We start from the raw sequence: 8,207 nt of genomic DNA, 5'->3' as shown, positions 1-8,207 counted from the left end.
AACACCTCATCGCCACCTGGACCGGCACCTGCCCCACCTGCCGACAGACCGTCCCATGGCAGCCCTACGACACCACCTAACAAAGCACTACTAGGGTCTGTCCAGACGATCATCTGGTATGGCAGCTCGGTGATACTTTGACCGGAATCGTGGGAGGGGCAGGCGAATCCGTGGACAGTGACCTGCGGCGGGCGGTCGTCGTGACGCTTGGCGAACTTGGGCGAAGCGATGACTGGCGTGACCGGGCGGATGCCGGCCACGGCTTGGCAGGGTTCGCCGAGATGCAGGAGGCCATGGAGCCGCTCCTGAAGCTTGTACTCGATCCTGGTGACACCTTCGTCACCCGGCGGACCGCGGAGGGCTTGCTTCGGCGAAGGGATAGGGCTGGACTGACGATAGTCGCGTCCGCACTGGCAGTCGCCAACGACAATCATGCCGATTGGATCCACACCGCAGTGGTCGATGTCTTCAGCGTCTTCTCGGAGGACCTGGACGAGGCGCTACGGCTCTGCGAGGAGATGTCGGGCGACGCCAACGCTCGTGTTGTTCAAGGGGCCCGCCGGCTGCACGAGGAGCTGGCAGTGATCGATCCCGTTCTCCGCCCCGCATAGCAGGGGGCAATCGCTGTCGTGAGGGTGCAGTTCCTCAACGGCAGGGGCAGCGCGGGGCATGTGGATCCCGGGCAGGGATGTCGGACCGTTCCCCGACGGCGGTGCTCGCGGCTGAAGGGGAGGCGCCGGGCGGCGACGAGTTCCACCACCCGGTCCATGTCCGCGACGGTGCGGGTCATGCTGGGGGTGCCGGAAGGGGTTGGCCGCGGGTCCAGGTGATGCCGAGTACGTCGAGGGTCTCCACGCGCTGTGCGGGCAGCGGGCCCGCGTGGTCGAAGGGCACGTCAACCGGATCAAGATGCTCAAGCGCCAGATGTTCGGCCGCGCCGGATTCGCGCTCCTCCGCAAGCGAGTTCTCCTCGCATAACAACCTGGCCGAGCATCACGACCATCCAGTTCTGGCCGTGGATGTCGTGCGAGTGCCAGGATGCGTGCCGAGGCGCAGACAGACACGGATAGGGGAACGCATGCGACCGACGTGAGTGGAGTACACGACGCAAGGTGACTACCGCTGCGGCGCTGCAAATGCTGTGGCTGGGTGTGTCCCGGGGACCATCACCAACCGGATGCGGGATGCCGAGCTTGATCGGAAGCAGGTTGCCATCCAGGAGTACTGGTCCCGCGTGGTCGGTGGCTGACGGGGCTCATACCGCGAGAGCCTCGGCTGCCGCGCGGGGGGAGTGTCAGACAGGCGTCCTACCGTCGAAATCGAGGGCCCGGACCGGCCGGGCCACGCACCCCGTGGGAGACCGCCATGGGCACCCTCTCGATCCCCGCCGCCGACGTGCACCGCCTCCTCGACGACAGCACCCGACCCGCCGTCGGCTCCTACCAGCGGGCGTTCGCCGACATCGCCGTCACCCACCGCGGCCGGCCGGCCACCGACGTCGTGCCGCTCCTGCGCGCGGCCGCCGACAGCGCGCTCCTCGGCTTCACCGGCGCTGACCTCGCCGAGCAGGCCGACGCGATCAGCCGCGGCACGCGGTACGAGCTGCGGGTGCGGGTCACCGGCCGCTGAGCTGACCGCGTCCGGCCGTACGGGCGTGCGATCACGGAGCGAGGCTGCATAGCCTGAGGGCACAGCCCCGGGGGGCGTCTGGAGGAACACGATGCCCCGTCCGCTCTGGAACGGCGCGGTCACATTTGGCCTGGTCACGCTGCCTGTGACTCTCGAAGCGGCGACCGAGGGGCACGACGTGCATTTCCGCCAGATCCATCTGGAGGACGGCGGGCGTATCCGCTACCGCAAGGTCTGCGACGTCGACGGCGAAGAGCTGAGCGAGGACGAGATCGGCCGGGCGTACGAGGTCGCTAAGGACCACCTCATCCCGATCACCGACCAGGATCTCGAACAGATGCCGCTTCCCACCGCCCGCGCGATCGACATCGTCGCCTTCGTCGACGCCGAGTCGATCCGGCCCGAGCAGTACGGCGCCGGCGACTACTACCTCCGCGCCAAGGGCGACGTCGCCACGAAGCCCTACGTCCTCCTCCGCAAGGCCTTGGACCGCACGGACAAGGTGGCCATCGCGAAGTACGCGCTCCGCGGCCGCGAGCGCCTCGGCGTCCTCCGCGCCCATGGCGACGCCCTCCTCATCCAGGGAATGCACTGGGGCGACGAGATCCGCTCTCCGGCCGAGCTCGCCCCGCCCGAGGTGGACCTCACCGAGGAGGAGATCGAGCGGGCCCTCACTCTGCTGGAGTCGATGACGGTGGAGCACCTGGCCGACCTCGGCGACACCCTGACCGACCACTACACCGAGGCGCTGCACGAGGTGATCGAGGCGAAGGCCGAGCACCGCGAGCCGCGGCAGGTGGAGGGCGAGGAGGCGCCGGCCGGGCAGGTCGTGGACCTCATGGCCGCGCTGGAGGCGTCCGTGGCCGAGGCCCGCGAGCGCCGTGGCGAGGCCCCCGCCGGCGGGGGTGAGGCGACGGTGCACGAGCTGCCGAAGCCGAAGAAGAGGGCCCCGGCGAAGAAGTCGGCGGCCAAGAAGCCGGCCGTGAAGAAGACCACCGCCAAGGCGGCCGCGAAGAAGGCGCCGGCGAAGAAGACGGCCCGGCGGAGGAAGTCGGCCTGATGAGCTACCGCCTGGTGCGCGAGGTGGAGGTGGTGCTGGCCCGCGCCGGCTATGGGCCGGACAGCGGACTGAGCGTGGAAGCGCATGCCCAGGGGGCGCTGGTGGTCTGGCACATCGACCCTCTGGTGAAACCCATGATCACCTCCCATGCCGAGGATCCGCAGGTCGCCGAGCACGCCCGGATCGAGGGAATACGCGCCGCGCTCGATGCCGCTTTGATCAGCGTGATCGAAGCGGCCGGATGGAACGCTCAGCCCGTGGCAGAAGGGTCCCTGCTGGTCACCGTTTCGCGCTGACGCTCAGGTCGCAGTCGCCGCGGCCGCCGTGCCGCGTGCCGTGCTGCCGGATGGGCAGTGGCGTAGCGGTAGGCAGGGTGGCCCTCCCGAGGTCCCGCAGTGCGCGCCCCGGACCTCGCCACCATCCTCAGCAAGGAGAAAGGCCCGCCATGACCGCCGACGGTTCCGACTCCGGCACGCTCGTGCTCACCCTGCCCTCGGACCTCCCTGTCCCCGACCGCGCTGCCACCGTTCTGCGCATGCAGTCCCTCGTCCTGGCCGACCGCCCCGGCCACGTGCGCCTGCACCTCACACCGGGGCCGGCCAGTCCCTCGGCGCTCAGCGTCCTCGCTCGGCTGCACCGCCTGTGCAAGACACTCGGCATCCCGCTCTCCACCGCCCAGCAGTCAGCGGAAGACCCCCTCGAAGGATCCACCCCCACGGTGACCTGATGCCCGCCTGCCGGGCGTCGGCATGCGGGCTGGTCACAGGCCGAGCTCGGCGTCGGGCTGGCAGAAGGGGCATGCCGAGATTTTCCCCTGGGTGAGGATGTCGCGGGCCTGGTCCCGGGTGAGGGGTTCGGTGTGCTTGGCGGTCATGCGGCAGTCGCCGAGGTGAATCCGGTCAGGGACGGGACGGCCGCGTTCGCGCAGGTAGCCGAGCACCCAGGTCGGGCCCTCGGGTCGGGTCCGCTGCGGCCGCATCGCCGCCTGCCGGGCCTCGATCTCCGGGCGGCGGCGCCGAGGATGTCCGCGAGCCGGGCGATCGTCCGCAGCTGCGGGAGGTCGTCCGGGAGCGGTACCCGCCCGGTCACCCCGACACGAACCCGGGCGGCCGGCGGGTCAGGGCCATCCCGGGCGGAGCGGCTGACCGCAGCGGGGGACCCGCTCCCGCGCTGCCGGCCCCGCGAAGCGGCACACGACCGCCGATGCGAGCCACGAGGGTTGATAACGCCTGATTCGGTCAGGATGGGTTGAATGACGCTCTCGGACGCTGTGTACCTCGCGACGGGGATCGGCGCCCTGGGCGCTGCCGTGCTCCCGCGGCTCGTCTTCCGTCTCCCGCTGTCCACGCCGATGCTGTTCCTCGCCGCCGGCGCTGTCGTCGCCCTGCTGCCGCTGCCCGTGCCCGTGGTCGAGCCCGGACGGGACCGGCTCTGGGTGGAACACGTGACCGAGCTGTGCGTCATCGTGTCCCTCATGGGCGCCGGCCTGGCCCTGAACCGACCCGTGGGCCTGCGCCGATGGGCGGGGCCCTGGCGGCTGGTCGGTCTGGTCCTGCCCCTGACGGTCGCCGCCACCGCCGGACTCGCGGCAGTGGTCCTGCAGTGGCCGCTCGCGCCGGCCCTGCTCCTCGCCGCGGTCCTGGCACCCACGGACCCCGTCCTCGCCGCCGAGGTACGGGTCGGAGAGCCGACGGACGCCGAGAACGACGAGGACGAGGTGCGCTTCTCCCTCACGGCCGAGGCCGGCCTCAACGACGGGCTCGCCTTCCCCTTCGTTCTCGCCGCCGTGGCCTACGCCGCCGCAGGGGCGGGCACCGCGACCGGCTGGGCGGGCCGGTGGATCCTCGTCGACGTCCTGGGCCGCGCCGCCGTCGGCGTGGGCGTGGGCCTGATCGTGGGAGCACTGCTCGGAGCCATGTTCTTCCGGGCCCGCCCCAAAGCCCTGCGGCTCGCCGAACACATGGAGGGATTCGTCGCCCTGGGCGCCACATTCACGGCATACGGGGTGGCGGAACTGCTCCACGGCTACGGATTCCTCGCCGTCTTCGTCACCGCCTGCACCATCCGGGCCGCCGAGCGAGCCCACGGCTACCACAAGGTCATGCACGAATTCACCGAGCAGGTGGAACGCCTCCTGACGGCCTTCCTCCTGTTCCTCCTCGGCGGCTACCTCGTCGTATACGCCCTGCCCGCACTCACCTGGCGCGGCGCCCTCGTCGGCGTCCTGCTCATCCTGGTCGTCCGCCCCCTCGTGGGCTGGGCAGGACAATGGGGCAGCACCAGCGGGCCACGCGAACGGATCGTCACGGCCCTGTTCGGGATCCGCGGCATCGGCTCACTCTTCTACCTCGCGTACGCACTCGGCGCCAGCGACCGCTTCGACGACGACGCCCCGCAACTCTGGGCGGTCGTCGCCTTCACCGTCCTGCTGTCCGTCGTACTCCACGGAACCGCAGCCACCCCCGTGATCCGCCACCTCGACCGACTGCGCCGCACCTCCGCCACACCGCCCTGACGACACCGGATCCGGCCCGGAAGCGGGCGTTGGAACGATGCGGCCGCTGCTGCCGCGCTCCGGCCCTCACCTCGCGGGACACGACGGCCGACGACATGGGCGCCGCCACCCGCAGGCGGGCGCTGGACGGCCTGCCGGAAACGGCCCGCCCCCGCGCCGCGGACACCGATGACGCCCGCGCCCTGTCGGTCGGGCTGTTCCACCGCCTGCACGAGCTGGAGGAGGGCACACCCGAGTACGCGTACGTCCGCAACACGCTGGTCGAGCTGAACCTCAGCCTGGTCAAGTTCGCCACTCGCCGCTACCGCCGCCGGGACGAGCCCGAGGACATCCTCCAGGTCGGCACGATCGGCCTGATCAAGGCGATCGACCGCTTCGACCCCTCCCGCGGGATCGAGTTCTCCGCCTTCGCCCTGCCGACGATCCTCGGAGAGATCAAACGCTACTTCCGCGACACCGGCTGGGCGGTCCACGTCCCCCGCCGCCTCCAGGAACTCCGCCTCGACCTCGCCAAGGCATCCGACGCCATGGAGCAGCGCGACGGGCACCGGCCCAGCAGAGCCGAGCTGGCCGCGCACCTGCACCTCTGTAGGAGCGGCCCGGTCCGCCGGCACGCCCGCTTGGTGGGCGTCGGGCGCCGCCACGTGCCGAGGTCGGCAGGGGCCTGGCGGTGCCCGACCGGCGGCTCAGTCGATGCCGAGCTCGGTCTCGGGACGGCAGTACGGGCACGCCGGGATCTTCCCCTGGGTGAGGATGTCGCGGGCCTGGTCGCGGGTGAGGGGTTCGGTGTGCTTGGCGGTCATGCGGCAGTCGCCGAGGTGGATCTGGTCGGGGACCGGGCGGCCGCGCTCGCGCAGGTAGCCCAGCACCCAGGTCGGGCCCTCGGGTGGGGTCCGCTGAGGGCGCATCGCCGCCTGCCGGGCTTCGATCTCCGCGATCCGGGCCCGGGCGGCGGCGCCGAGGATGTCCGCGAGCCGAGCGATCGTCCGCAACTGCGGCAGATCGTCCGGGAGCGGTACCCGCCCGGTCACCCCGACACGAACGCGGGCGGCCGGTGAGTCAGGGCCATCCCGGGAGCGGAAGCCTGACAGGTGTGACAGAGAGGGTTCTCTGGGGCAAAAGTGTGACGCGAGGCGCAGTTCGGAGACTTTGTGCAGCTCAGCGCCTGTGTCGTTGACGATATCCGACACCACATGTGTGGTGCCATCGCTGAATCGAGCGACAGCAGCCCGAGGTGCGCAAGCACTTCGTGAAGGGATGCATGGACGGCTTCGACGGCACCACCCCCGCGATGTGGCCCCGAAGTCCTAGCCCAGACACCGGGGAGCAAGTAACCCACCGGTAGGAAGTGGTCGCTACGGGGCGGGGTTGAGGGTCTTGTGCACGACGCCGACGGACACCTTGACGGCGGCGGCGATCTCGCGGATGGACTGGCCTTCGGCGCGGCGGGCGAGGATCACGCGGCGCTTGTCGTCGTCCACGACGGGTCGGCGGCCGCCGACGCGGCCGCGTGCGCGAGCGGAGTCGAGGCCGTTCTTCGTCTTCTTCACGATGTCGCGCCGCCGGTCCTCGGCGAGCGCGAGCGCGAGGTCCAGGATGAGGGAGCGCTCGGTGTGCTCGCCGACGGCGATGCCCTCCAAGACCTTGACGGCGAAGCCGCGCTGGAAGAGGTCGTTGAGGACGATCAGCCCTTCGAGGAGGTTGCGGCCCAGGCGGTCGACCTCCTGGACAGTGAGCATGTCGCCGTCGCGCAGGTAGTCCAGGGCGGCGGTCAGGCCGGGCCGCTCGTCCACGGCGAGCTTGCCGCTGACCTTCTCCTCGAAGACCTTGAGGCAGATCGCATCGAGGGCGTCGTGCTGGCGCAGGGTCTTCTGCTTGTCGGTGCTGACGCGGACCAGTCCGATAAGCGCCACGGGGCAGCCCTTCCGTTCATCAAACGTCTCCAGACGGCGGTCTGAACGCTAGCAGTTGATGAACGGGAAAATGAACGGTTCCGACGGGGAGCCGGGCCACGGGGCGGCTCCTCACCGCGTGTTCGGTAAACGGTCGGTTGATGAACTCGGGCTTGGCCCGGCTAGGACGTGACCCTGTCGTAGGCAGTGGTCAACGCGGGCTAGTCGTACTCGCTCGTTGGGGGGAAGTGCCGGGCGGAATGGTGGCAGGGGAACGCTCCGTGGGCAGATCCTCCGATGTTGATCATCGTTGCGGGTCCCACGAAGGAGCGTCCTGCTGTGACTGCCAATGTCCGTGCTGTCCGTACCACTGTCGGCGCAGTTGCCCTCAGCGTTGCCGCTCTGCTCGCCCCTGCTGCGGCGCCGGCCGCCGCTGCTGACGCGGTTGAGAACGTCGTGCCGCTGACGACGGTGGACTACGGCGTCTAGGCCGCGCTGACGGCCAACGGATCGTCCGTCACGACCAGCAAGGTCCCCGGCGGCGACAACCTCTTCGATCTCCGTCCGACGGCCGCACAGCGCTGGAGCAACTCCACGGTGGATGGCTTCCCCGTCGTGAAGGACCACACCGGCAAGTGCCTGACCTACAACCCCGACGTCACCGTCTCGCTGCTTCCCTGCTTCGACCCGGACAGCTTGTGGAACGAGGACTACACGGAGAACGAGGCGGGCGTCGCGTTCGCTGAACGCCAGCGCTGGGAGATCAGCAAGGGCTCAACCGGCAGAACATTCTTCGTGGCGCGCGGAGATGGGGTCGTGACCGAGAACTACGCGCCCCGGTGCCTTGAGGCCGGAGGGCTCGACAAGCCCGTCACCCCGGCCGTGTGCCACCGCTCCGAGGGTCAATCGGACCCTCAGCTGTGGTTCGTCTTCGATGGCATGTGATGCCTCCGGTGACGGCTGACCAGCCCCACGTGTAGGACCTGACAGCGCGGCCGTTCCGCCACGGTGAGGACGATTGGCGCCGGAACGGGCTACGCGCCGGCGCCATACCCCCGCAACTCGAAGCCCCCGCGAAGTAGCCCAGCGTCAATGAGATCGACCTCAGCAC

At 70.1% G+C, this 8,207-nt stretch carries 11 protein-coding genes and 1 pseudogene; 9 read left to right on the top strand and 3 right to left on the bottom strand.

Annotated features, from left to right (window positions below; genetic code table 11):
• Positions 1-170: 170 nt before the first annotated feature.
• The 6 genes from ACF1BN_RS37305 to ACF1BN_RS37280 all read left to right on the top strand — a co-directional run bounded on the left by ACF1BN_RS37305 (position 171) and on the right by ACF1BN_RS37280 (position 3,416).
• On the top strand, positions 171-611 hold the full coding sequence (locus ACF1BN_RS37305; protein WP_392336048.1) for a hypothetical protein: 441 nt from the start codon (positions 171-173) through the stop codon (positions 609-611).
• Positions 612-810: 199 nt separating this feature from the next.
• Positions 811-978 (top strand): hypothetical protein, encoded by a 168-nt coding sequence (locus tag ACF1BN_RS37300; protein ID WP_392336053.1) that lies wholly within the window; start codon positions 811-813, stop codon positions 976-978.
• Between the two features lie 387 nt (positions 979-1,365).
• Positions 1,366-1,629: a hypothetical protein gene (locus ACF1BN_RS37295; RefSeq protein ID WP_392336047.1), complete on the top strand. Its 264-nt coding sequence runs from the start codon at positions 1,366-1,368 to the stop codon at positions 1,627-1,629.
• 91 nt (positions 1,630-1,720) lie between these two features.
• On the top strand, positions 1,721-2,689 hold the full coding sequence (locus ACF1BN_RS37290) for a Ku protein (protein ID WP_392336046.1): 969 nt from the start codon (positions 1,721-1,723) through the stop codon (positions 2,687-2,689).
• Positions 2,689-2,985 (top strand): hypothetical protein, encoded by a 297-nt coding sequence (locus tag ACF1BN_RS37285; RefSeq protein ID WP_392336045.1) that lies wholly within the window; start codon positions 2,689-2,691, stop codon positions 2,983-2,985. The genes ACF1BN_RS37290 and ACF1BN_RS37285 overlap by 1 nt, the downstream gene beginning before the upstream one ends.
• A gap of 149 nt (positions 2,986-3,134) precedes the next feature.
• On the top strand, positions 3,135-3,416 hold the full coding sequence (locus ACF1BN_RS37280; RefSeq protein ID WP_392336044.1) for a hypothetical protein: 282 nt from the start codon (positions 3,135-3,137) through the stop codon (positions 3,414-3,416).
• A gap of 33 nt (positions 3,417-3,449) precedes the next feature.
• Here ACF1BN_RS37280 and ACF1BN_RS37275 read toward each other — a convergent pair whose 3' ends face one another.
• Positions 3,450-3,629, bottom strand: a complete 180-nt coding sequence (locus tag ACF1BN_RS37275; RefSeq protein WP_392336043.1) for a DUF6233 domain-containing protein — start codon at positions 3,627-3,629, stop codon at positions 3,450-3,452.
• A 312-nt stretch (positions 3,630-3,941) separates the two neighbouring features.
• On the opposite strand from ACF1BN_RS37275, the gene ACF1BN_RS37270 reads away from it, so the two are divergent.
• Together ACF1BN_RS37270 and ACF1BN_RS37265 are read left to right on the top strand one after the other, a co-directional pair.
• Entirely contained in the window at positions 3,942-5,204 is a 1,263-nt protein-coding gene (locus tag ACF1BN_RS37270) for a cation:proton antiporter (RefSeq protein WP_392336042.1), read from the top strand.
• 95 nt (positions 5,205-5,299) lie between these two features.
• Positions 5,300-5,791 (top strand): annotated as a pseudogene (locus ACF1BN_RS37265) (sigma-70 family RNA polymerase sigma factor); the annotation flags it as partial.
• Positions 5,792-5,890: 99 nt separating this feature from the next.
• Here the strand turns inward: ACF1BN_RS37265 and ACF1BN_RS37260 are convergent.
• Together ACF1BN_RS37260 and ACF1BN_RS37255 are read right to left on the bottom strand one after the other, a co-directional pair.
• Entirely contained in the window at positions 5,891-6,112 is a 222-nt protein-coding gene (locus tag ACF1BN_RS37260; RefSeq protein ID WP_392336052.1) for a DUF6233 domain-containing protein, read from the bottom strand.
• 447 nt (positions 6,113-6,559) lie between these two features.
• On the bottom strand, positions 6,560-7,117 hold the full coding sequence (locus tag ACF1BN_RS37255) for a recombinase family protein (protein WP_392336041.1): 558 nt from the start codon (positions 7,115-7,117) through the stop codon (positions 6,560-6,562).
• 594 nt (positions 7,118-7,711) lie between these two features.
• On the opposite strand from ACF1BN_RS37255, the gene ACF1BN_RS37250 reads away from it, so the two are divergent.
• The gene (locus ACF1BN_RS37250) at positions 7,712-8,041 is read left to right on the top strand and encodes a hypothetical protein (protein ID WP_392336040.1); all 330 of its coding nucleotides are present in this window, start codon (positions 7,712-7,714) and stop codon (positions 8,039-8,041) included.
• The last annotated feature ends 166 nt before the right edge of the window (positions 8,042-8,207 follow it).

Source organism: Streptomyces sp. NPDC014861 (assembly GCF_043081625.1).
GTDB lineage: Bacteria > Actinomycetota > Actinomycetes > Streptomycetales > Streptomycetaceae > Streptomyces.
This window is presented reverse-complemented; position numbering and strand designations above follow the sequence as displayed.

Bases quoted from the DNA above. Each gene is read 5' to 3' on its own strand.
- ACF1BN_RS37295 (WP_392336047.1), top strand. From the start codon at position 1,366: ATGGGCACCCTCTCGATCCCCGCCGCCGACGTGCACCGCCTCCTCGAC.
- ACF1BN_RS37290 (WP_392336046.1), top strand. From the start codon at position 1,721: ATGCCCCGTCCGCTCTGGAACGGCGCGGTCACATTTGGCCTGGTCACG.
- ACF1BN_RS37285 (WP_392336045.1), top strand. From the start codon at position 2,689: ATGAGCTACCGCCTGGTGCGCGAGGTGGAGGTGGTGCTGGCCCGCGCC.
- ACF1BN_RS37280 (WP_392336044.1), top strand. From the start codon at position 3,135: ATGACCGCCGACGGTTCCGACTCCGGCACGCTCGTGCTCACCCTGCCC.
- ACF1BN_RS37270 (WP_392336042.1), top strand. From the start codon at position 3,942: ATGACGCTCTCGGACGCTGTGTACCTCGCGACGGGGATCGGCGCCCTG.
- ACF1BN_RS37260 (WP_392336052.1), bottom strand. From the start codon at position 6,112: ATGCGCCCTCAGCGGACCCCACCCGAGGGCCCGACCTGGGTGCTGGGC.